Here is a 22,868-nt window from a genome sequence, read left to right as displayed (position 1 = left end):
GATTTGAGAAGAGTAAGAGGAGAAGTGCTGTTCCTTTACCAATCTATTATAGACTCAATCCTGAGGCATCAAGGTTGGTCTTTTGCTGGGGAGTTCCATTCTTCCTATAGGTGGGTAGGCGGCAACAGGAGTTCTAAACGGGGGTAACTGGCATGCTGCTTGAGGGCTGGGTTCAGTCCTTCTGCCCAGCTTTCTAGCTCGTCCATCGTGTTGCCCCGGCGCCGAGAAAAGTACGAATTCCGCTGTAATGACAAGGATTGAGCCGTTAATTGTGCTGCTTGCAGCGAAAGTGGGGAGGCATGCCACGACGAGGCAAATTGCAGCCGGCTGACCTTTTGGGTCGACTTGCGGAGCTTACCGCTGGGGTCTTGCCATTGCAGATTAACCTGGGCAACCTCGTTAGGCCCTTCTTCCGGCATAATCACTTCAAAAAGAACCGTACCGGAATCGAACGCGTGTAATTCTTGCGTCTGGGAAGCAGGTATGAAATCGCCACCCAGCGGCAGATAGCCGATCAACCGATATTGCGAAACCGACTTTTCGTTCCATTTAATTTCGATGGTGGGATTCGTCCCCACCAAAGTCTCGGCGTCATGAATCTGCTGATCGAACAAGTGACTGAGGTCTTGCAGGGAATTCGTTACCAGCCAGTGCCCCAAGCCCTCTATCGAGGATGGAGCAGGCAGAAGGGAAGCGAAGTGGCGGTCTTCGAGTTGGACCCAGGTAAAGTCGACATGCTGCTTGGTGGCGTCTTCTACCAGGGGGCGAAGCTGGCGATTGGTCTCGGTATCTAAAGCAGGGAACCGATCTGAGAGCACGACTAACGGGCGGCGGATATCTCCAAACCCAGGCTTGCCAATCGCCGTGCCCGCAGCCAAGCGAATCCCTTCGGCAAGGTTCGATTGTTCGCCAGGCTGGATACGGTCGAGCGCGGCAAACCAGACTTCGCTATCGTCGACACTAACGTCTTCGAGAAGCACGTACGGAAACTCAGACATCACGACCAGCGTGATCGTATCATGAGGTTGTAAATGATCGATCATCTCGCGAAGTGCGATTTTAACGGGCATCCATGTTCGAAGGATGTCGGCGCTATCCGCCGGAGGGGTAACCGCAAAAGTGATATGGGCAGGCGGGCGATTGGCTGGGTCGGCGGAACCAGCGACGACCCCAATTTGCAGTAGCTGCACGCGGTCGCGGGCAAATACGGCTGGGCCGGCTGCCGTGCGAAGCTCGAGTTGGCCTGGCTGAGCGGGAACGTAAAACCTGCCGGTCGCGGCGAGCCATTGTTCCATGCGGGCATCGGCCAGCAACTCGGAGGACCATGGTTTTTCCGAGAAGGCAACACTTTCATAGCTCTGCTCGGCTGTGGAAACAGGCAAGCTCGTCGTGCGTAGTCCGGCATCTTGCGTCGAGACAAACGGCTGGGCAGACTCCCGCAATAAGAAATCGCGATCGTACGCTTTGGTTGTCGGGAAGTAGGAAACAGGCGAAGTCACGGGGAAGATCATTTGAGGCCGCCCCGGCTGGGTCGAGATCAGCGGGTTGGCTCCTAATGGTTGGAAACGCATAAGGAATGTGCTGGCCAACAGATCGCTGGGGAACTGCTCGTCCATCGACGAGATGCGTGGTGGGCGTTTTGTTGCATCGGCAGACAAATTCGGCGATGTCCATTCGGTGCCGAAGTGCGCCAGTGAGTCAGGGCCGGGCAGGGGTGTAAGATCGGAGAAAGACTGCTCTGTACGAAGCTCGGCGGATGTTGGCCCAAGCCAAACGAGTGGTTGGTCGTCGTTGGTGGGGTGAGTTGGCAGAAGGGGATCAGGGAATGTGCTTTTGACAGATGGTTGGGCAATGTCTGCCGGCCCTTGGTGCAAAATACCCCAGCCAATGCCTACCGCAACTAAGATCGCAGCAGCCGCGCTCCACAGGGCAGTGGCCCAGCGATTGCTGTGTCTGGGGGAAATTTCTTTCGGTTGGAGTTCAGGAAGCGAAACAGGAGAAGCGGTTGTCGTAATTTGCCGTAGCTTCTCCGTTAGATCTTCTGGCACGGCGACGGCGTTGAGTTTCGCATCGAGCGCAGCGTCCGCTTCAGAGCCAGCAGGGATCGACTTCAAGCGTGCCATCAAATCGGGCGGAACAGGCACGCCTTGAAGCTGATGGTCGAGTTCGAATTCTCGGTCCGAAGGATTCACGTTAACGCTTGTTTTCAGTACTTATAGGTTGAGGCTATTTCGAGGGTCACTATCTATGACGATGCCTTGCTGTCTGAATTCCCGTTTAGGAAGACGACTTCGTGGAAAGCTCGTGATGGAGTTTCTTCCTGGCTCGGCTTACGCGAGAGAGGATGGTCCCTAAGGGCACTTTCAGGAGATCCGCAGCTTCCTGGTGCGTCAGTTCCCCGACGACCACCAACAAAATTGCTTCCCGTAGATCCTTGGAGAGACTAGCCAAGGCGGATTGCATTTCATCGCTGAGGCTTTGGTCTGGTTCGGCAGGGGCTTCCAACTCGGGCGTAATTTCATCGTGATCGGAAAGGGGCATGGGCTGCTTTTTTCTGCGCCAACGATCAACAATGCGACGGCGCAGAATGGCAATCAGCCAAGCCCGTTCTCCCTTTTCTGCGTCGAATCGATCGCGGCTGTCCCATACCGATCGAAAGGCGTCTTGGACGACGTCTTCGGCATCGTGGCGATTGCCCATCATACGAAACGCGACGCGGTAGAGCGTCGGTCCGTGGTGGTCAACCAATCGGTGAAACTGCTCGTCGGAAAGAGCCAACGCAAACTCCGAGGAAGAATCGACAAGGAAATAACAGACGAGGTCGAGGCCCCGTTGTATCTCGCAAGACAACTCCTCCTAGGTAATCATTCGTGGACGAAAACCCTGATTATTCCCTGAAAGAGGAGCCAATTTCGAGATAAAACCCATAATACCATAGAGCTGAGCGGATTCGTCCAGCCCTGGCTTGTGGTTCACTTGGAAGGTGTGTCGGTTGATGTATCTCTTGGTAGAGAATAGATTTAAGGCACATAGAATGTCGTCTGTGCCCTCTCAACTGCCGCAGCCGAAATTTGACACACTGCCAGGCTAGGGGAGGGGATCGGCATCTTGCTTGGGTTTCCCTTCTGGTTCGCGTGGACTGCTCGGCCGGTTGCCTATAATAGTTGTTGCCATGTCACCTACCCCATCGGAATCACCTCGTTCTCGACGCCCCCCCCCGCGAGATTACTTTTCGCGGAAAGAACAAATGCGCCTGCTGATGCTCGTCGGCTCGTTGGGGTTGGTGTTCGTCTTGATTTTTCGCGCGTCTGATCCCAAGACATGGCATTGGATTGTACCTCCAGAGAGTGGATCGCAAGAGGTTGAGGGGCAAGCGAATCCGAAGCTCACGCAGCAAGATATTCGTGTTGAGCGAAAAGCAGTCGCCGCTGACAATGGCATCGAAGGAGAGTTTCGTCTGGCAAAGCCTCGCGAACGTCCGGTGACTCCCTACACCTTAGGGGCAAAGGGGAAGCAGCCAGCCGGCGAAGCCGATGCCACCGACCTCTGGGCAAGTCCCGAAGCACTTGCGGCGGTGGAAGATAACAGTGCATTTCGCGCGAGTGGCTTTCCCGCTTGGCGGCAGATTCGTGATCGTTTGCAGGCGACAACGATCACCCAGCTTGAGTCCGAGAAAGCACCACGTGTTCAATTCGGTCAGCTTTTTCAGCAATCCGAACTCTATCGCGGCCGCTTGGTAACGGTCTCGGGGACGATCCGCCGGTGTGTAAAAGTCTCGCCCAACAAACTGGATGACCAGGCCAGCGATATGTGGCAGTTGTGGTTATTCGGTGGGAGCGATAATTTTCCGATGGTCATTTACTGCCTTGACTTACCGGAAGGGTTCCCGGTGGCAGATCAAATGGCCCAACGTGTAACGCTCAGGGCGATTTATTTCAAAAAGTGGGTTCATCCAGCGAAGGGAGGTGCCACCACGTCACCCTTGTTGATGGCAAAAACATTTCGTTGGACGACTCCTATCGAGGTTGCTCAAAATATCTCATCAACTGAAATCATCGTGGGAGTTGCTTTGACATTCGTCGTGGCAAGTGTTGTGGTGGGGTTTGTGTGGTGGAACAGTCGCAATCAAGATTCTGAAGTCGAAAAGCGAATTCGCCAAAAGAACCGTAAGCAATTTGAAGAGCACTCCGAGGAACTGGATGTTGGCATTTCTGTACGCGATCGACTTGGCGCCCTGGCTGCCGAGCTTCAACAAGCCTCTTCTCACCAGCAGCCAGATGATAAATCACCGGAATAACTTTCCCCGCTTCACTCCTTTGCTTGGGTTGAGCATTTTGTGGATCTTGTCCGCTTGCCCGGCTTATCTTTCCGCTCAAGAAGAAACCGCCAAGCCGAGCGACCATCAGCCAGCGACACCGGACGAGCAGCAGCAAGCCAAGCCTGGCGCTGAGGAAGCATCGCGTCCTGATTTTGACAAGATGACGGCCCGCGAATTTTTTGGGCTAATCGATTTCGGGAACAGTTATTTGGCGATGTTCGTCGATGGCGAAAGGTTAGGAAATTCGGAGCAAGAAGCGGTTGTCCGCGGGCTCACACGAATTCGCCGTCTTCAGCCTCATCGGATTACGCATTGGTTGAAGTTGAGCGTACCTTGGAACGAGCTGGCCACGCATCCCGCCGAGCATCGCCTGGAGATCTATTTGTTGACCGGAACGGTCGAGGCAATCCGCAGGCAGATGGTGCCGGAAGAGGCCGTTTCGACCGTTGGTATACCGTTTTATTACGAGGTCGACGTGCGGCTCGATCAGGACAACGGGACGGTGCCGGGAACGATCGTTGTCGAAAAGCTTCCGGCTGCTTGGGAGGCGAACTTCGAGCAAGTCGACGCAATTCGTGGCCAGCCTTTTAGTTGTCCGGGCGTTTTTCTCAAAACCTTTCAGGCGGAACCGAACGAGACGGGCTATATCTTTGCGACGTCGAAGATATCGTGGCATCCTGATCGTGTTGATGCCCTGCTAGGCGTGACACCGGCGATGGTTCGTTTGGCCAAGCAAGGGATGGATATTGGCGAGTTGTCGTATATTCAAGACCGGGCTAAATTCGAGGGACGCGAACGCGAGCCGTTTTATCAAATGCTGGCTGCGGTGGGGCGTTTACCGTTCGGTCAGCAAACGCCTACCGTCGAATTGAGTGTGTCCGATTTGTTGACGCTGCCCAGGATCGGCTTGATGGTCGCCCCAGAAAAATATCGGGCCGAGTTCATCGATCTGGCCGGAGTTTGCCGACGGATTACTCGAATTGAAGTCGACGATGCCGATATCCAGGCTAGGCTAGGGATCGATCACTATTTTGAAGTGTCCATTTTCGTGCCGATTCCGGCGCCAATTGTCTCGCAGCGGCCAGGGGACGAGGCGTCTCGCAAGGAATTTGCGCATGAGTATCCCGTGTTAGTTTGTGTGTCTGAATTGCCAGAGGGCATTCAAGAGGGAGACCAACTTCATCTTCCCGTTGCCGCGACCGGAGCGTTCTTCAAGCTGTGGGCTTATCGGAGTCCGTTTATGTCTGGGCAGGAACATACTCGGCGGCAAATCAGCCCTTTGTTGATCGCAGAATCGCTGAAGGAGCAGAGCCAAGTTGGTGAGCCAGAGGTCAATCAGTTTGTCTTAGTGATCGTGCTGATTCTGGGCGGGGTGATTGCACTTGGGGGGACCATGGGGATGATATTCTCATGGAAAAAGCATCCGCGTCGCCGTTAAATCGGCCTATCGACTTGGAAGTCGGCGTCGGCTGCGTCAAGCCCTCTTGATAATCGCGCACAGTGCGCCCATATTCAGCAGCAGAATCGGAACGCGTATTTTAATTGGCGTAGACCGATCGTCTTGCGGACATGTCTTCAACCATGCTTCCCCAGCCCCGCTGGGTCAACCAGGAGAACCTTCCCATGAAACGAGCCAAGATCACAATCGTCGGTGCTGGAAATGTGGGGGCAACGACTGCCCACTGGTGTGCCGCTGCCGAACTGGGCGACATTGTGCTGTTGGACATTCCGCAAACGGAAGACATGCCCAAAGGCAAGGCGCTCGACCTGATGCAGGCTTCGCCGATCGTCGGTTTCGATAGCAATGTGATTGGCACAAACGATTACGCCGATACGAAAGACAGCGATGTGGTTGTGATCACCGCTGGTATTCCTCGTAAGCCAGGGATGAGCCGCGACGACTTGTTGGCTACCAACGCTAAAATCGTGACCGCCGTCACCGAGCAAATCAAAGCCACCAGCCCGAATGCCTCGATCATTGTCGTGAGCAACCCGCTGGATGCCATGGTGCAACAAGCTCAAAAGGTGAGCGGTTTCCCCGCGAATCGTGTGATGGGGCAAGCGGGTGTGTTGGATACGGCTCGCTATCGTACGTTCATTGCCATGGAACTGGGAGTTAGTGTCGAAGACGTTTCGGCAATGCTCATGGGTGGCCATGGCGATACGATGGTTCCCATGCCTTCTTGTACTTCGGTTGGTGGTATTCCCGTCACACGCCTGATGGCTGAATCTCGCTTGGAAGAAATCGTCGACCGTGCTCGTAAGGGTGGTGCTGAAATCGTCGGCTTGTTGAAGACCGGCAGCGCTTACTATGCACCGGCTGCCGCGACTGCCCAAATGGTCGAAGCGATTGTCCGTGATAAGAAGCGTTTGGTTCCGTGTGCCGCCTATTGCGACAAAGAATACGGCGTGGGTGGTTACTACGTCGGTGTCCCCGTGATCCTCGGTTCTAACGGTGTCGAGAAGGTGGTCGAATTGGAACTGACCGATCAGGAAAAAGCAGATTTCCAAAAGAGCGTCGACGCGGTCAAAGGCCTGGTCGAAGCCATGGACAAGCTGTTGGCTTCCTAAGCGAAGCCTCTTTCATGGGAAGCTCTCGTCAGGTACGCCAATATTCCGCGGCGTCAAGAGGGAAATACGTCGCGGAAGCCGAGAAAAAAAACTCTGAAATTGGTGCTCGCTAGCAAGATTGTTTCCCTTCTTCATTCGTGTTTCAATGCTTGTTCCAACGGAGCGACAAGGATGTCGCGCAGGACGCCGGAAAACGATTTCTCGTCGTTGGCACGAAACATGAGCGAACTAGATCGGCCATAAAAAAGTGGTCCAGGCTGATCTTGACCCAAATGGCGAACCAAGCCACATTTTGGTCTTCGCTCTCCGAACATCCAACACCGAGAGTCTTCAAAACGTGTTCATGAAACGCTTAGACACGCCTGCACCGCCGACAAGCCATTCGTCCAACCTTTGCGTCCAGCAGAGCAAGATATACGAGTTTCGTATTCGTCGAGATTCGTCGCAAAGTTGCCCTCTCGAACTCTTTTCGCCCGAGCACTACGAACCAGGCTACGCGTATCCGTTGATTGTCTGGTTGCACGGAGCGATGGATAACGAATCGCAGCTTCGTCGTATCATGCCGCTGACCAGTACGCGGAACTTTGTTGCGGTGGGACCGCGTGGTGTTAATTGTCATTCGCGACGCGTCAATGGTTTTCCTGCCTATTACTGGTCGCAAGATGAAGCGAGTATTGAAGCCGCTTCCCGCCGAGTAGAAATGGCAATCGAATCGGCGACTGAGCAGTTCAACATTCACCATCGCCGCGTCTTTCTCGCTGGCTACCAAGATGGGGCCACGATGGCGTTGCGACTCGCCTTGCAGAATCCTGGCGAATACGCAGGTATCATTTCCATCAACGGTCCGCTGCCAACCGGGAATGCCCCGCTGCGCAACCTAGGCATGTGTGATAATTTACCGATTCTGTTGATGCATTGCCACGAAAGCACGTACTACACGGAATCGCAATTGTGCGACGACATTCGCTTGGGTTACAGCGCCGGTTTGCGAATGGATGTCCGCGAGTACCTGTGCGGCGATGGGATCATGACCGATATGCTGGAAGATCTGAACGGGTGGGTCATGGGGCAGGTATTGAAATAATCGGCAGCGATTTAACTTCTTGCTGAAGCGTTAACCCTCGATTTTATCGAGGGTTTTTTGTTGAATCTCTCTCTTTCGGCCTATCTGCCGGCAGTGCTATCACCTTGTACGCTAGGCTTGCGTTAGGGATACGTATTGACGCCTATCCCTGGTTTTCGCTACATATTCCCCCGCGAATCCTTGCGCCGAGCGATTGCTCGGACAGATTCCGCAGTTTTTTAAAACGCTGACCTGCATGAAACAGTGTTTAGACCGGCCCTTAGTCGTTATCGACTTGAGGGGCCTGAGGACTTGAGAACTTTTTTCCATGAGTACTGAATCGGCCCAAAACGAGTTCGCAGAAACTCCGCCAGACGCAACGTCTCGCGGTGGTCTGAGGGGCGTTATGGGCAAGTGGTTCCTCTTGGGATCGGCCATGGTGATCGTCGTCGGATTGGCCACAGGAGCTTGGTGGGTTTTTCTTTCCGACAGTGCATCGACGGAAAAGAAACTGGCTGTCGCGATTGTGGCCTACGAAAATGACGAAGATAACGTAGCGCGAGAGATCGCACGCGAGTTTGTCGACGACCTAGCCGTTGAAGCCCCCTATCAAGGCACCGCGTCGTTTCTGTTAGGGGCGATTCTCTCGGACGAAGCGCAAGATTATCTCAATCCCCGAGACCGCGAAACCGTCTATCGTCTTGCTGCTCAGCACTTAGAGACCGCGAAAGAACGTGGCTTTCCGCCTGGTTATGAAATACGTGGAGAGTACTTGCTTGGCATCGCCCAGTTTCATGCCCGGCAATACGATCAGGCGATCAAAACCTTGGAAGCCATCTACAACGATTACCCTGTTCGTCAGTTGGAAATCGAAGATGCTTTAGCGGAATCGTATTTAGAGCTAACGCCCAGAACGAACGAGCACATGCAAGCTTCCATGAAGTGGAGCGATTTGTTTCGTGCGCATTCCAATCTGACAACCGATCAACAATCCGAGGCGCAATTGCGTCTGGCAAGAATTCAGTACGAGCTAGGGCATTTCGATGAGTCCTTGCAGACGCTCGAAAAGATCTCGCCGGCCTCGCAATACTATGTCGACGGAGTAATTGTTCAGGGCTTGATCAGTCGACGGCGCTACGAAGAGTTCAAGAAAGCTGGCAAAAAGGAAAAAGCCCAGGACGAACTCAATGCCGCGATTCGCTTGTTCCGTAAAGCTGCCAGCAATCAGCTGGTGGCTGCTGATGCAACCCGTAAAGCTTCCTACCTTCTGGCCGTGATGTTGCGTGCGAATGATCAACTAAAGGAAGCATTGGATCAAGCGGCACGGACTCGAAAGATCTATTATCGCACGCACGAAAGTGTCGCTGCAGGATTGGAAGAAGCGGAGTTGCTGCGGGCCGAAGGGAAAGACGAGGAAGCGGTTGAAATCTATCGCCGCGTCATGCGAGAAGCCAATCTGAACGGTAGTTACGACAACCCTTGGATTGACGAAGTCGAGTTTCGCCAAAGAATCACACGGGCGATCGACGCTTGGAAATCATCGCAGCATTTTGAACCTGCGGTGGAAGTTGCCCATGTCTTGCGTCCTATTTTCCCCGACGACCAGGCTTTGCAGATTGAAGCGGATGTCGAATATCAATGGGGCGAATACCTCGAAAACCAGGCCACTAAAGTTCCTTTCGATCAGTCGTTGGAAAAGCGGACTCAGTCACGGTTTCATTTTCGTCGCGCTGGTAGCGTCTATCTTGACTTGGCTAATTATCGCTTTGCTACCGCGGAATACACCAACGACTTATGGAAAAGTGCCTCGGCTAATCTAAAGGGGCAAGATTTCAGCAAAGCGGTCGAAATTTTGGCCGAGTACCAGCGTTATGAAACACGCGATCATAAACCGCGTGCTTTGGTCGCAACGGCTCGGGCATTGATTGCCTTGGATAAAGCTGAAGAAGCCCTAGGCCCGCTCAAAGAATGCCTGGAATTCTACCCCAAAGATCCTTCCGTGTACGAAGCTCGGGTTCTGGGAGGGGAAGCTTACATGGAACTCGGTAAGCTGGCCGAAGCCAAGGAAGTACTCGCCCAAAACCTCGACGATGGTCACTTAGAACCCAGCAGCCGTGAATGGCAAGATTCGCTCTTCTCGCTCGGTCAGGTGTTGCACTTGGAAGGTGAAATGTTCGAAGCTCAAGCTCGCGTGAAAGGAGCTTTGGAAGTTGCGGAAGCCATTCCACGTGATGCGTTTCAATTGCTCGAACAAAGCAGTGCATCCTATCAAGGGGCGATCAAATATCTGCATGCGGCCGTACGTCGATATCCAGACGATCCACGATCGATCGGAGCCCGTTATCTGATTGCGGAATGTCATCGTCGTTCGTCGATGCTGCCGAAGAAGAAGTTTCGCTTGGTTAATATCGAAACGCAACGAATTAAGTTCGACAAAGAGGTGAAAGATCACCTGGAAGTGGCCGTCGAGATCTACGCGGGCTTGATCAACGAACTGACCAATAAACTGGAAGAGCAAACGCAGCTTCACCCCGTTGAAGCAAACATTTTGCGGAACTGCTATTTCGCTCAAGGTGCCGCGATGTTCGAGTTGCAGCGGTTTAAAGATGCGATCGATGCCTACTCGACCGCTTCCAATCGTTATCAAACCGAAGCCGTTTCGCTGGAAGCGTTTGTTCAAATCGCCCAGTGTTATCGCTATATGAATCAAACGGCTGAAGCCCGGGGAACCGTGGAACAGGCCAAAATTGTTTTGTCTCGCTTGGCGGACGGAGTCGACTATTCCGAGACGACGCATGCCACGCGTGACGATTGGCGAAACTACCTCGATTGGTTGGCAACATCCCTTTAACCGAAAGCCCAATGGAATGCCTTCAGTAGAGGAAACCGATCAACTCATTGAACTGATCGATCAAAAGCACGAGGTGTTAACGCAGTTGTTGACGCTTTCGCAGTACCAATTGCGTTTGGCTGGACACGACGACCACATCAATGACTTGATGCGGGTTCTTTCGGCCAAGCAAACTTTGATTGAACGGTTGACGCGAATTGATCGGACGATGGATCCTTTTCGGCAGCAAGATCCTGAATCACGCGTTTGGCGAAGTACCAGCGACCGCACGAAGTGTTCGCAAACAGCCAAGCAGTGCGAAGTGATCTTGAACGAGCTAAAAGCGATTGAGCAACGCAGTACAGAAGTGGTTTCGACGCATCGCGACGAGATTGCTTTGCTGCTTCGCGAGACGCACACCTCCTCCGATTCTGTAACGGCTTACAACAACCTGGACACCCACAACTCCAGTTGCGGCTTTGACCTAACTGTCGAGTAAGAAAGGGCAGACCAACATGCAAGATGCATCAGAGAATAACTTCCCTTTGGAACCCAGCCGCGTGTTTCCCATGCCTGGCGGCGAATCGCTTGATCTGCGCGACTTGCTGCAGTGCTGGGATAAAGCCACTGCCCGGTTGCAGGAAACGCATGAATCGTTGCGTAAGGAAGTCACGCGGCTGACCGATGAACTGGAAGTTAAGAATCGCGAGTTGGCACGCAAGAATCGTCTGGCCGATCTCGGCTTGGTCGCTTCGCATATCGCTCACGAGGTTCGCAACGGCTTAATGCCGCTGACGTTATATACCGGCATGCTCAGGCGAAATCTGGGAGCCGACGCAGAAAGTGCTCGCGTGATCGGTAAGATTGAATCAGGTCTGACGGTACTCAATACCACCGTCGACGATTTGTTGCACTTTACCGCCGATCGTCAACCAAATCGCAGCTATGTGGCAACTTCCGAGTTGATTCTGGATGTCTGTGAAGACTTGGCCTTACAGCTGCAAGCTCAGGGCGTACAGCTGCGTTTGGATTTAACCGAACGAGATATGCTGCTGGCAGATAAAGACATGCTCAAGCGAGTCTTTTTAAATCTGACGCTCAACGCCTTGGATGTGATGCCCAAGGGAGGCATCCTGACGATCACTTCCCAGGTCAACTTCGGGCACCTGGAAATCGAATTTGCAGATACCGGTTGCGGTATCTCTTCCGGAGATGTTCGCCGCATCTTCGATCCATTCTTCAGCACGAAGAGCACCGGCACCGGCTTGGGCCTTGCTATCGTGCAGCGGGTGGTGGAAGTTCACGAAGGTCAGGTCTCGGCGATGAATTGCCCTGACTTCGGCGCGGCATTTACGCTCATGTTTCCGATCAAAGCAATGAAGGCTGCTGCATGATTGATCTCAGCAAGAATCGCCAACCGGCTCACTCGGTCCTGGTCGTCGACGACAATCCTCATTCGCGTGAAAGTTTATGCGATGCCGCTTCGCTGTTGGGCTATTCGTCTGCAGCTTGCGGAAGTGGCAAAGAAGCGTTGGACTTGTTGGCTCAACAACCAGCCGACGTTGTCGTAACCGATCTGCAAATGCCTGGCATGGATGGTTTGGCGCTCGTGCGGGAAGTTCGCGCTCGGCACGAAAAGACGCAAATCGTCATGGTTACCGCGCACGGAAGTGTGGGGACTGCGGTCGAAGCGATGCGTTACGGGGCACTCGACTACCTGGAAAAGCCGGTTCAGATCGAAGCCTTGGAATCGGCTATCGCGCGTGCTATTGAAGCAACCAAGCGGGGTGACCGCGCCACGGCAATTCCCCCAGGCGGAAACAGTGACAGCGTGGTTATGATCGGCAATAGCCCGGCCATGCAAACGCTTCGCCAACGAATCGCATTGGTGGCGCCTACCGACGAGACCGTGTTGATCACCGGCGAAAGCGGGACCGGGAAAGAACTGGTTGCTCGTTCCATTCATCAGGCCAGCCGTCGCAACGGTCAGGCGATGATTAGCCTCAACTGCCCCGTTCTGTCGGCTCACTTGATGGAAAGCGAGCTATTCGGACACGAGCGAGGCGCGTTCACCAGTGCCGATCATGCTCGTGTCGGGCGGTTTGAACTGGCCGATCAAGGAACGATCTTGCTCGACGAAATCACCGAGATCGACCTGCCGCTACAAGCCAAGCTGCTGCGAGTGTTGCAGGAGAAGCGATTTGAAAAAGTGGGTAGCAGTTCGACCATCGAAGCCGACGTGCGTGTCTTGGCAACCTCGAACCGTGACCTGTTGACGGAAGTGGCTGCCAATCGGTTCCGACAAGACTTGTACTATCGGTTAAATGTGGTTCCGATCGAATTGCCACCGCTGCGTGCTCGCACAGAAGATGTGCCGCTGTTGGTGCATCACTTCTTGGCTGCCGCCGTCGCGCGGGTAGGCCGGGAATCGTTGACGGTGGCCGACAGTGCCATGGATTTGCTTTGCCAGCACGCGTGGCCAGGCAACGTGCGCGAACTCGATAACATCGTTACGCGGGCAGCTTTGCTCACGATTGGCAATCAAGTCACTGCCGATCAGCTTCGTCCTTGGTTGTTAGAAAACAGCTCCGAAGAGATTTCGCTGAACGCCAGCGGCCATGTTTCGGTAGTGGGCATGCGATTAGAGGAAATGGAACGCCAACTGATCGAACAAACGCTAGAGCATTACGAAGGGCATCGCGAAAAGACCGCCGCTGCACTTGGGATTAGCGTACGGACGCTAAGCAACAAGCTGCGAAGTTATGGTCTCGCACCACGAGCTCGAACGTTTGCTCATGTTTAAGGGATTGAAGTGCATGAACTGCTATCGGCAGAATCTTCCGGAAACCAAGCGGCAAAAGTTGCCGGTTGCCCAGGGGGCCAGGCAGGCCGTGCTAGGTGGTTTCCCGCAGGAAATGCCGCTTTCAGCAAGGTTTGCCGAGCGGATCGTTCGGTTGGATATGCAAGCACTCAATACGGCACAGGTTTTGCGATTAGCAATTCGCTTCGTTTAAGGAGACCAGATCATGGAATCTTCGATCTTCAATGCGAACACGACGCCTGTCTTAGAACAGGTTGTCAATTTCGCACAGAAGCGGCACTCTATCCTGGCCACCAACATCGCCAATCAGCGCGTGCCTGGTTACAAGGGGCGTGACTTAAACGTCGATCGCTTTCAAAAGGTTTTGGCTGAAGCGATCGAGCATAAGAACAATCCGAACGCTCCGCTGTCACCTGGCGGCCTTGTAAAAACCAAGTCAGGCGATCCGATGCGGGAAGTAAGAGATTCGCTTAATGGTATTTTGTTTCACGACGAGAGTAACCTCGACATCGAAAAGCAAGTTGCCGAGCTATCGAAAAACCAAATCATGCACAACATGGCCTTAACGATCCTAGAAGATCAGTTCAACTTGTTGAACGTGGCGATTAGCGAACGAGTATAGTTTTCCCTTCACATCCATTCGTCAGGAAAGGACGCCTTATGATTACCTCCCTGGATATCAGTACCAGTGGGCTTATCGCGCAACGCGAACGCCTGACAACGATTTCGCAGAACATTGCCAATATGTCCTCGCTTCGCGATGCCAACAATCGGTTGGGGCCGTATCGGGCGAAGCATGTGATCTTGGAAACCGACAACCAGATGGCGACCACCAGCGGCGCAGCCGGCGTGAAGGTAGCTGAGATTCGTGAGAATGATGTTGAACCACGTCGCCGCTGGGAGCCCAACCATCCTTTAGCGATCAAAGAAGGACGCTGGAAAGGGTACGTCGAGTATCCCAACGTCGATATGACCGAGCAGTTCGTCGATGCCTTAGAAGCAACCCGGGCGTATGAATCGAATGTCGGTGTGATCGAGATGACCAAGAACATGACCAATCAAACCCTTCGTATTTTGGCGTAATCGGTGTAGATCCCCCCCATGACTTCGATCAACGCAATCCAACAGCAGCTTAATTTGCCGCAAACTCCGAATATTCTGCCTGGCAAACAGGAAGAAACGCCGGAGTCGTTCGGTAAGTTTTTGCTGAAGGGAATTCAAGAGGTAAACCAGATGCAGCAAGACGCCGACCGAGCGGTCGAGTCGCTGTTTACTGGTGGAGACGTGAACCCGGCGGAAGTTTTGTCTGCGGTTCAAAAAGCCGACATGTCGTTCAAAATGATGCTGCAGGTTCGCAACAAGATGATGCAAGCCTACACCGAAGTGAAAGACATTCGGATTTAGAGTGGCCAGGAAAACTGCTGAAGGATTCGGCAGTTCGTTAGATACTAACTCACACGATTTCGCATTTTGAAGGGTCCACGGATGGACTTCTTGAACAAGGCGTTCGAGCAGGTAAAAGACCTCTTTACCTCCATGACTCCCGGCTCGCGGATCATAGCCGGGCTGTTGGTCGTTGCTATCGTGACGAGCGTTGCTTTCTTGTTTCAAGGCGAGATGTTCGAGAAGGAAGTGCCGATTCTTTCCGGTGCTCCGATCGCGCCTGCAGATCAAACCGCGATTATCGCTGCCTTTTCTACCGAAGGCCTGGATAACTACGACGTAAAGGGAAGCCAGGTCTACGTGCCGCGTAGTCGCCGTGTTGATTACATTGCTGCCCTGGTTAAGAACAACGCAATTCCCCCCAGCTTTCAAGATGCCGCCGAACAAGCGATCGGCGAAGCGAGCCCTTTTGAATCGGAGCAACATCGGGCCGATCGGCAAAAAATGGCTCGCGAGAAAGAAATGGCGCTTGTACTGCGGAACATGCGTGGCATCGAGTACGCTTCGGTCCAGTACGATATCGAAGACAAAGGTGGCTTTCCCCGCCGCAAGGTTTATACCGCCTCGGTTGTGGTGCGTCCTTCAGGCTCAGATGAACTTGATGCCAAGACCGCCAAGAGCATTCAAAATTACGTTGCCCACTCCATTGCCGGTTTGAGTAGCGAATATGTTTCTGTCATGGATTTGAATAGCAGTCGTACCTTCAGTGGCGGAATCGACGATCTGGAATCGGTGAGTGACGATCCTTACGCGGCTCGCAAGAAATGGTTCGAGAATCACTGGACCGACCGTATTCAAAATGCCTTGCGAGATATTAAGGGGAGCAACGTCACGGTCAACGTCGAGATTGATCCAGAAATGAATCGCATCGAAAAGGGAATCAAGTACGATCCCCGCCCGACGCCGCTTGCTCAATCGAGCGAGAAGACCTCGGAGATGAAAAAGTCGCTGCCCGATGGTGGTCGGCCAGGGTTGGACGCTCAAGGGCCTGCTTTGGCCAACGGCCAAGCTGCCGTGACGGCTCGCCCGCTGAACGAGCAGACTTCGGAATCGAATCGTGAAGAAACTTTGGCGGTCACCAATCAAGATTACACACAAATGCAAATCGCCTCCCTCACGCCCAAACGCGTGAAGGTTTCGGTGAGTATTCCTAGCCAGTACTACGCCGACGTCTGGCACGCCCAGAATCCCACTCCGGAAGGGCAAGCTTTGGCCACGCCTGATCCTGGCGAGCTGAAGAAGATTGAGGACGAGACGAAAAAGTCGGTGGAAGAAACCGTCATCACACTCTTGCCGGAACAGCCCAAAGGAGACGATCCCTATCCTCAGGTTTTCGTCCGAACGGCTCCACAAATTTCGGATACTCCGACCCCGGAACCGGCCATTGCTGATACCGCTTTAGCGTGGCTGGCCACCAATTGGCAAACGTTAGCTGCCATCGGCTTCGGTCTGATGGGCATGATGATGCTACGTAGCATGTTGGCCAGCAACGGCGGTGCTGCGGAAGGGGATAGTTCGTTCCGTCTGGAAGATCCTTCCACCGGAAAGGGCGGGGACGGAGCGAAGAAGGATGAAGAGGCCGAAAATAACATGCAGGGCCTGTTGAAGAAGCGCTTCGCTCAAACGAGTGGACCGAATTTGAAGAATGAATTAGCCGAGATGGTGAAGGAAGATCCTGATACCGCCTTGGGCATTTTGCAAACCTGGATCGGCAGCCCTAACTAGCGTTACCTAACTGAAACACACCATGAACACTACGTCTGATTGCATCCGTAAAGCCGCCATCGTGATCGCCAGTCTCGATGAAGCCTCGGCCGATCGCCTGCTCGATAGCATGCCGGAAGAAGTCGCTTCGCAGATTCGCTGGATGTCGATCGAGTTAGATGATGTTACCGAAGCCGAACGACAGCAAGTGCTAGACGAGTTCCTGCGTAACTCCGGACGCACGGCCCCGGTGGAAGACAGCGGTGTTGAGCTGGAGTTCACCTATCAAGAACCAGCCCCAGTCGCTCCAGCGAAAGAGGCTGTTCCCACACCGCCTCCATTTGCATTTCTCAACGATGCCCCCTGCGAAATGTTAGCCCCGTTCTTCGAGCAGGAACATCCGCAAGTTACCGCCGTGGTAATGAGCTATTTACAGCCTGAGCGAGCTTCCGACATTTTGCGACAGTTGCCGGCCAGACTACAAGCCGACGTTGTGCATCGCATCACCCAGTTGGACGAGCCTTCGCAGGAGATAGTGAACGAGATTGAAGCTCGGATTAAACAAATCGTTTCACGGCAAACACTCTCGTTTGAACGGCGTCGCTTAGGTATGGCCGCCGCCCAAGCGATCCTCAAAGCATCGTCTGGCGATCAAGCGCAGCAGCTACTCGATGAACTTCGTAATCGTGGTTCGCACTTGTTAGATGACCTTGAAAAGTTTCAAGCGAACCCTCAGTCCGTAGCCGTCGTTTTGCCCACGACAACACCTACGGTTGTCGAGCCAAGTCCTAAGAATATCGAACCCCCACGACCGGTTGCCACCGCCAGGGAAGCCCAGCCGATTGCGGCTGTTCCGCAAAGTTCACCAAAACCGAAGCCCGTCAAAGCACCCCCTGCTCAGACGGAGTTACCCCAACCGAACTTCCCCTTTGAACGCTTCGCCCAATTAGACGATCAGTCGTTGGCCAAGGTATTGCATCAAACCGGCCCTAAGGTTGTGTTATTAGCACTCTGCGGAGCCTCGCCAGCGGTGATGAAACGAATCTCACGAGGGCTTGGAAATGGGGACATGAAGCTCCTTTCGCAGAGAATTCGTCAGATGCAGCCGGTGCTGCTTTCGGATATCGATCGGGCCAAGCGAACGATGTGCCTGGCCGCCGATCAATTGTTGTCTCCTTCCGTCTCGACCCCCATGAGCCAGCTACAAGCGGCAGCGTAAGGAGAGCACTACGATGGCAGTTATTAAGTCTGGCGACCTGCAAGGTGACTCACGGACGCTTTCGTCGGTCGCGTTCAATCTGAACGATGTTTCCTCGAAAGCCCAGGCAGATCTGAACGGTGTCAAGTTAAAGGCCGCCGAGATCGTTAAGCAAGCGCAAGAGGAAGCCAAACAAATCCGTGCTAAGGCCGAAGCCGAGGGGCGTCAGGCTGCCGAGCAAAAGGCCCGTCAATCGCTCAAAACCGAAGTCGATCAGCACGCAGCGACCCTACTGCCGGCATTGCGAACGTTGGTGCAAGAGCTGACCACTGCCAAGCAAACCTGGCTAAATCAGTGGGAACAAGTCGGTTTGCAAGTGGCTGTAGCGATCGCTGAGAAAGTGATTCGTCACGAGATTGCTAATCGTCCGGAAATTGCCAACACACTAGTTCGCGAGTCGTTGCAGCTTGCTTCCGGGTGTGGCGAAATTCATATCCGGATGAATCCACAAGATCTTAGCAGCATGCAAAGTGGCGAATCGATGATGTGCGACGAGCTGAAAAAATTAGCCCCGGCGCAAATCATCGCCGACAAACAAATCTCACGCGGTGGATGCGTTGTCGAAACCAAATTCGGTTCGATCGATAACCGCATCGAATCCCAGCTTAGCCGTATCGCGGAAGAATTGGGAGGAACCGTATGATCACCTCGCTCAATAGCCGCTTGCGGCAAGTCATGCCTACGGCAGTAACGGGAAGCGTTGTCGAGACCTTAGGCACAACCACTGCCGTCGCCGGTTTTCCGGTGCCGATCGGTGCCGTTGTGGAAATCGATTGTCAGTTTGGCTCCCCCATTCCTGCTGAAGTGATCGGTTTTCGTGGCGAGCACACGCTCATCTATCCGTTAACTGGCGTGCAAGGCGTTCGTCGCGGCAACCAGGTTCGACTGCGACATTCCTTCCGCACCGTAGGGGTTGGGCAGCGGCTGTTAGGGCGTGTGCTCGACGCGCACGGACACTGTTGCGATCAACGGCCACAACCAATTGCGGAAGACCGACTCCGGCTCGATCGTAATCCGCCCAATGCCGTCAGCCGGCCACGCATTGATCAAACGATTTCCACCGGTGTTCGAGCGATCGACGGGCTGTTGACGTGCGGACTGGGGCAGCGTGTGGGGATCTTTGCTGGTTCTGGGGTAGGAAAGAGCGTGACGTTGGGCATGATGGCCCGTTACACCTCCGCCGATGTCAACGTGATCGCGCTGATTGGCGAACGTGGCCGAGAAGTGAACGACTTCATCGAACGTGACCTGGGGCCTGAGGGAATGGCACGTAGTGTGGTGGTCGTGGCCACTAGCGATCAACCCGCCATTCAGCGAATGCAAGCCGCTTTAACGGCGACCAGCATTGCCGAGTATTTTCGTGATCAGGGAAAGAACGTCTTGTTCATGATGGACAGCGTGACCCGTTTCGCGATGGCACAGCGTGAAATTGGTCTAGCGGCGGGCGAGCCTCCGACAACGAAGGGCTATCCCCCATCGATGTTCGCCTTGTTGCCCCGCTTGGTCGAACGAACCGGCCGCACTCCCAAGGGAAGCATTACGGCTTTTTATACCGTGCTGGTCGAAGGGGACGACACCAACGAACCGGTCGCCGATACCGTGCGTGGCTTGCTGGATGGGCATATCGTGTTGTCTCGCAAGCTGGCCGGTAAGGGGCATTATCCCGCAATCGACGTCATGCAAAGTATCAGTCGGTTGATGAACGACCTGGTCAGCGAAGAAGTTCGTACTGGGGCGTTGGTCTTGCGCGATTTGATGTCGACGTATGCCGAGAACGAAGACCTGATCAACATTGGGGCGTATCGCCAAGGATCGAATCCACGTATTGATATGGCGATTCGCTTGAAAGATGAAATCGATCGTTATTTACGTCAGGCCGTCGACGAACAAGCGACGGTCGAAACGGCGCATCAGCAACTGTTGGCTTTGGTACGCAAGTGCAGCATTGCACAGCCAAACATGGCAGCCGGTCGCGCACCTCGCATCGGTGCCAAGTAGTTAGGGAACCATCATGGCCACGTTTCGCTTTCGACTCGAGACCTACCTGCGGTTGAAAATCGCCGCACGGGATCAGTGTCGCGCCGAACTGGCCGAAGTGCTCCGAGCTGAAGAACAACTCAAGCAGCAGCAAGTTGAAATCGCCGAGGAAATCGACGGACAACACGACTACATTCGCCAAGCAACTCAATCGGGCAGTGTGAACCTCGACTTGATTACCGCCGCCCAACGCCAGGTTATGTTTTTGAAGGCTGCCGACCAGGAAAAGCAAATGTTGATGAAGCAGCTATTGCCTCATATTCAGCAGCGCCGGCAAGCCCTGATTGATGCCGACCATGAAGTTCGCACCTTAGAGAAACTGAAAGAACAGAAGCAAGTACAGCACCTCCAACGGGAGTCGGCTTTAGAAGCGAAACAGATGGACGAAATCGCCCTGACGGGATTTCGACGTAAAGGAGTTTAGCCATGGCCTTGTTACGCATGGCAGGATCATTCTTTGCTTATCTCTGTGTTGCTACTGTGTTGGCGCAGATTATCTGCGTCGCCATGTTTGCCAACTCCGGGACGTTTACCCAGGATAAGCTGTACTCCTTGATGGCCCTCGTATATGGCATCGATGAAGATGCAATTCGGGAAGAAGCACAAAACAAGGATCAACCGGAAGTCGACCGGGAAGAACCTGATATGCAGCAGATTATCGATGAACGAGCCGAACGCCACTTGGCACTCGATTTTCGCATACAGGCTTTGGATACCGGGATCGAGAATCTGCGTAACATGCAATCGCGTTTGATGGAAGAACGTCGCCGATACGACCAATTGAAAAACGGCTTCGATCAGCGATTGAAGGCCTTGGAAGATGGGGTGCTGGACGATGCAATTTTGGAAGTGCAGCGAACACTCGAAGCCCTCGATCCGCGTCAAGCCAAAGAACAAATCTTGATGATGCTAGAGCGAGACGACAAGGCGATGATTGATGTGGTGAAGATCATCAAAGCCATGTCGACCGACAAGCGTAAGAAGATCATGGGTGAATTCCGCACGGAAACTGAGCAAGAAAAACTGGCCGACATCCTAGACGAAATTCGTCGCGGGGTGCCAGATACCGAAATACTGGGGGATGCCCGGGACAAACTAAAACAGTTCGAGCCTGAGGCAAAATAGGGGATGAGTGGTATGAAATCTTCGTCATCACAATCGGTGAATCCCGTTCCCAATTGGGGGAACAATAACCGAAGTCAGTCCAATCGTTCGGCTGATCCACTGGCGTTTTTCGATTTGATTATGGATTCCGCTCGTTCGTCGTTAGGGCAAGGGCAGAACTCGCTTGATCCAACGACGGCCATGACGCCGACATCGACACCGCAAACTGGCGATAGCCAAGCAGCCGCAGACAAGCCTGGTCGGCAGGATGACCACCGCGACCATGACGAGTCAACCAATTCGTCGGCATACTCGGGCTCGTCACCGCGCGAAGTGACCGAGCCGTCCGACGCTCGCAACGAAGAGGTTGAAAGTGAGGATGTCTCTGACGTTGTCGATCTGACTGACGATCAGGCGGTGGAAGATGCTCCGCCAGAAGAAGCAGATCAAGCGGCTTTGGAAACGGCGGCCGCAGCGGGTCAAAGTCAGCAACTGCTAGGGCCGCCAGATACGTTAGCACCCGAGCCAGAACAAGAAGCGGAGTCCGCTGAAGAAGTCGCCGCCAGCAACGCCAAGTCGGTGCTTCCTAACGAGACGAAGGCAACACCGCCGGTCGATACTGACAAACCCCTTGATACCTCCATGGAAGCCGAAAGCGGAGAAGGGCAACTAGCCGCTACGGAGGCAAGTGAAGTGGATGAAAAGGTGGTTAAAGACTCGGCTAAAGACGAAGAGCTTGGCAGCGAAGAGAACGAAGAAGTTTCGCTGGAAACTGAACCGGTAGAGACAAGGGCGGAAGTTCACGACGAACCTGTTGAACGCGATGCGGAAGCGACGCAGGATGAATCGGAAGCGAGCGAACTCGAGGTAAACGCGGAGGAAGAGGGCGTTACGGTCGAGCAAGATTCGCGAGACGAGTCTTCAAGAAATGGCAAGGACTCTTCGCGTTCCCAGCAGACGGCCAAGGCAGATGCCAAGGTTGAAACGGCTGCCGCTACGCAAGAGGCGAGTTCGCCAGTAACGGTTCAAATGCCAGCGGCGACCGAAGCAGCTGAAGCGGTGGCTGCGAACAACGCGGCCGCGTCTGCTTCTGCGGCGCAAAGCAGTGCCCCAACCACGACCAGCTCGACTTCTGGCACCAATCCCAACAACTTGGCCGGGCTGTTACAACGTGGTTTGCAACGCGGCACGCTTCAAAAATCAGCGGAAAGCAAGTCGACACCTCAGTTAGATCCCAAACAGCAGATTCGTTTGATTAATCGAGTCGCGCGAGCGGTGGAAACAACTCCGGCTGGACAATCGATCAAGATCCGTTTGAACCCGTCAGAACTCGGGCAGTTGAAGGTCGAGATCAAGATCGAGCAGGGGAACATGATCGCCAAGATAGAAGCCGAGAACCCTGCGACGCGTCAAGTGCTTTTGCAGCATTTGCCTCAATTGCGTGAACGACTCGCGGAAAGCAATATCAACGTGCAGCAGTTCGATGTCGACGTGATGGGACAACAAGATACGACCGATGGTGGCGCGTCGAACCTCGGAGATCAACAAGCGGGCAACGAGAGTTCGTCTGGTGGATCAAGACAATGGGGAACAACCAGTCGTGGCGACGACGAAGTTGCCGCTCCACGCGCGGAACAAGTCAACAAAGAAGCAGAACGTGATAGTCGCAACTTGAATATTACGATCTAAAACTGTGCTGTCGATAATGAATTAATGCAT

At 53.8% G+C, this 22,868-nt stretch carries 21 protein-coding genes; 19 read left to right on the top strand and 2 right to left on the bottom strand.

Going from position 1 to position 22,868, the window contains the following annotated elements; translation table 11 throughout:
• Positions 1 to 104: 104 nt before the first annotated feature.
• The gene (locus DTL42_RS22825; RefSeq protein WP_114372543.1) at positions 105 to 2,192 is read right to left on the bottom strand and encodes a hypothetical protein; all 2,088 of its coding nucleotides are present in this window, start codon (positions 2,190 to 2,192) and stop codon (positions 105 to 107) included.
• Positions 2,193 to 2,277: 85 nt separating this feature from the next.
• The gene (locus DTL42_RS22820; RefSeq protein WP_234824323.1) at positions 2,278 to 2,850 is read right to left on the bottom strand and encodes an RNA polymerase sigma factor; all 573 of its coding nucleotides are present in this window, start codon (positions 2,848 to 2,850) and stop codon (positions 2,278 to 2,280) included.
• 397 nt (positions 2,851 to 3,247) lie between these two features.
• Between DTL42_RS22820 and DTL42_RS22815 the strand changes: the two genes are divergently transcribed.
• From DTL42_RS22815 to DTL42_RS22725, 19 genes are all read left to right on the top strand, one after another.
• Positions 3,248 to 4,297, top strand: coding sequence for a hypothetical protein (locus tag DTL42_RS22815; protein WP_114372540.1), 1,050 nt, complete (start codon positions 3,248 to 3,250; stop codon positions 4,295 to 4,297).
• On the top strand, positions 4,200 to 5,756 hold the full coding sequence (locus DTL42_RS22810) for a hypothetical protein (protein ID WP_158545521.1): 1,557 nt from the start codon (positions 4,200 to 4,202) through the stop codon (positions 5,754 to 5,756). The genes DTL42_RS22815 and DTL42_RS22810 overlap by 98 nt, the downstream gene beginning before the upstream one ends.
• 185 nt (positions 5,757 to 5,941) lie before the next feature.
• On the top strand, positions 5,942 to 6,889 hold the full coding sequence (mdh, locus tag DTL42_RS22805) for a malate dehydrogenase (RefSeq protein ID WP_114372536.1): 948 nt from the start codon (positions 5,942 to 5,944) through the stop codon (positions 6,887 to 6,889).
• Between the two features lie 343 nt (positions 6,890 to 7,232).
• The gene (locus DTL42_RS22800) at positions 7,233 to 7,973 is read left to right on the top strand and encodes an alpha/beta hydrolase (protein WP_147274411.1); all 741 of its coding nucleotides are present in this window, start codon (positions 7,233 to 7,235) and stop codon (positions 7,971 to 7,973) included.
• Positions 7,974 to 8,280: 307 nt separating this feature from the next.
• Positions 8,281 to 10,803: a tetratricopeptide repeat protein gene (locus DTL42_RS22795; protein WP_114372532.1), complete on the top strand. Its 2,523-nt coding sequence runs from the start codon at positions 8,281 to 8,283 to the stop codon at positions 10,801 to 10,803.
• Positions 10,804 to 10,819: 16 nt separating this feature from the next.
• Entirely contained in the window at positions 10,820 to 11,281 is a 462-nt protein-coding gene (locus tag DTL42_RS22790; RefSeq protein WP_114372530.1) for a hypothetical protein, read from the top strand.
• A 16-nt stretch (positions 11,282 to 11,297) separates the two neighbouring features.
• Positions 11,298 to 12,176, top strand: coding sequence for a sensor histidine kinase (locus tag DTL42_RS22785; RefSeq protein WP_234824322.1), 879 nt, complete (start codon positions 11,298 to 11,300; stop codon positions 12,174 to 12,176).
• Entirely contained in the window at positions 12,173 to 13,585 is a 1,413-nt protein-coding gene (locus tag DTL42_RS22780) for a sigma-54-dependent transcriptional regulator (RefSeq protein ID WP_114372527.1), read from the top strand. Before DTL42_RS22785 ends, DTL42_RS22780 begins: the two co-directional genes overlap by 4 nt.
• A gap of 13 nt (positions 13,586 to 13,598) precedes the next feature.
• Positions 13,599 to 13,796: a hypothetical protein gene (locus DTL42_RS22775; protein ID WP_147274410.1), complete on the top strand. Its 198-nt coding sequence runs from the start codon at positions 13,599 to 13,601 to the stop codon at positions 13,794 to 13,796.
• 12 nt (positions 13,797 to 13,808) lie between these two features.
• A complete protein-coding gene (gene flgB / locus DTL42_RS22770; RefSeq protein ID WP_114372523.1) occupies positions 13,809 to 14,225 on the top strand; it encodes a flagellar basal body rod protein FlgB in 417 nt (138 codons plus the stop codon).
• Positions 14,226 to 14,263: 38 nt separating this feature from the next.
• Positions 14,264 to 14,686, top strand: a complete 423-nt coding sequence (gene flgC, locus DTL42_RS22765) for a flagellar basal body rod protein FlgC (RefSeq protein WP_114372521.1) — start codon at positions 14,264 to 14,266, stop codon at positions 14,684 to 14,686.
• 18 nt (positions 14,687 to 14,704) lie between these two features.
• Positions 14,705 to 15,007 carry a flagellar hook-basal body complex protein FliE gene (gene fliE, locus DTL42_RS22760; protein ID WP_114372519.1) on the top strand — a complete coding sequence of 101 codons (303 nt, stop codon included), beginning with the start codon at positions 14,705 to 14,707 and terminating at the stop codon, positions 15,005 to 15,007.
• Between the two features lie 81 nt (positions 15,008 to 15,088).
• Positions 15,089 to 16,771: a hypothetical protein gene (locus DTL42_RS22755; protein WP_114372517.1), complete on the top strand. Its 1,683-nt coding sequence runs from the start codon at positions 15,089 to 15,091 to the stop codon at positions 16,769 to 16,771.
• Between the two features lie 22 nt (positions 16,772 to 16,793).
• Entirely contained in the window at positions 16,794 to 17,969 is a 1,176-nt protein-coding gene (locus tag DTL42_RS22750) for a FliG C-terminal domain-containing protein (protein WP_114372515.1), read from the top strand.
• Positions 17,970 to 17,982: 13 nt separating this feature from the next.
• Positions 17,983 to 18,651, top strand: a complete 669-nt coding sequence (locus tag DTL42_RS22745; protein WP_114372513.1) for a FliH/SctL family protein — start codon at positions 17,983 to 17,985, stop codon at positions 18,649 to 18,651.
• Positions 18,648 to 20,006 carry a FliI/YscN family ATPase gene (locus tag DTL42_RS22740; RefSeq protein WP_114372511.1) on the top strand — a complete coding sequence of 453 codons (1,359 nt, stop codon included), beginning with the start codon at positions 18,648 to 18,650 and terminating at the stop codon, positions 20,004 to 20,006. The genes DTL42_RS22745 and DTL42_RS22740 overlap by 4 nt, the downstream gene beginning before the upstream one ends.
• Positions 20,007 to 20,019: 13 nt before the next feature.
• Positions 20,020 to 20,469 carry a flagellar export protein FliJ gene (locus DTL42_RS22735; RefSeq protein WP_114372509.1) on the top strand — a complete coding sequence of 150 codons (450 nt, stop codon included), beginning with the start codon at positions 20,020 to 20,022 and terminating at the stop codon, positions 20,467 to 20,469.
• 2 nt (positions 20,470 to 20,471) lie between these two features.
• A complete protein-coding gene (locus DTL42_RS22730; protein WP_114372506.1) occupies positions 20,472 to 21,170 on the top strand; it encodes a hypothetical protein in 699 nt (232 codons plus the stop codon).
• Between the two features lie 12 nt (positions 21,171 to 21,182).
• Positions 21,183 to 22,838 (top strand): flagellar hook-length control protein FliK, encoded by a 1,656-nt coding sequence (locus DTL42_RS22725; protein ID WP_158545520.1) that lies wholly within the window; start codon positions 21,183 to 21,185, stop codon positions 22,836 to 22,838.
• Positions 22,839 to 22,868: the final 30 nt, after the last annotated feature.

It is taken from the genome of Bremerella cremea (assembly GCF_003335505.1).
Taxonomy (GTDB): domain Bacteria; phylum Planctomycetota; class Planctomycetia; order Pirellulales; family Pirellulaceae; genus Bremerella; species Bremerella cremea_A.
This window is presented reverse-complemented; position numbering and strand designations above follow the sequence as displayed.